Genomic DNA, 787 nt, shown 5'->3' with positions numbered 1-787 from the left:
TTTCTACTTTATAGTTGTGAGTAACGCTAAATCTTTCTAAAATTGGCTTGTGTTTTAAATTCCAATATTGCCCTGAAAGTTTATCGTTTCCCAATACAAATTTATTTCCTTCTTCTTCTATGCTACCAACCGGAAAGCACGCATTTGTTTCTCCTAAGTTCCAACTGTCCGATAATACTATCTGCGCTTTTGCAAATTTAATCGATGGTAATAAACTATGTGGTAGTGGATATAGTGCTTTTAAGTTGTACCACTGATGACTTCTTTCATAAATGCCTTGGTAATCCTTTATGTGAGGCTCGGTTTCTCCAAGTACTGCTACATCTAATCGATATATGTCATTACTAAATGCTTGCTCATAATGAATCCGAAAAGTGCTAAACTTAAAATTTGGATTTAAGCTTTTTAGCTCAAATGTGTTCTTTCTACCAAATGACAGTACTGGTCCATCTTTTTCAACTTTTCTACCTGAATAGTCTGACAATAAGCTGCCGAATAAACTTTCATCTAAAATAAACCTATCAACGTTATAGTGATCATTGAAAATCCTCATTAGCCTTGATCTTGCTGGTAGCGATAGTTTTGCAAGTTCTACTACTGCATCCACAAAAAAGTCATTTGGAACATCTTTTATTCCTATTTGCAACTCGAAAAAATGTTTACCAGGTGGTTCTTCGATAATTGTAATATCTTCTATATTTGCCCATTTGAGCGCTATTTAAGTGATGCAGGTGTTCCTCTCAGTCTTTGAAATTTTACTCCTTCCACTATGGCTCTTCTTTTATCT

At 34.6% G+C, this 787-nt stretch carries 1 pseudogene; it reads right to left on the bottom strand.

Annotated elements, in window-relative coordinates:
* Positions 1–787 (bottom strand): annotated as a pseudogene (locus ACIPNH_RS00260) (phage tail protein); the annotation flags it as partial.

Origin of the sequence: Wolbachia endosymbiont of Drosophila barbarae (assembly GCF_044752445.1) — a bacterium.
GTDB classification, from domain to species: Bacteria; Pseudomonadota; Alphaproteobacteria; order Rickettsiales; family Anaplasmataceae; genus Wolbachia; species Wolbachia pipientis.
This window is presented reverse-complemented; position numbering and strand designations above follow the sequence as displayed.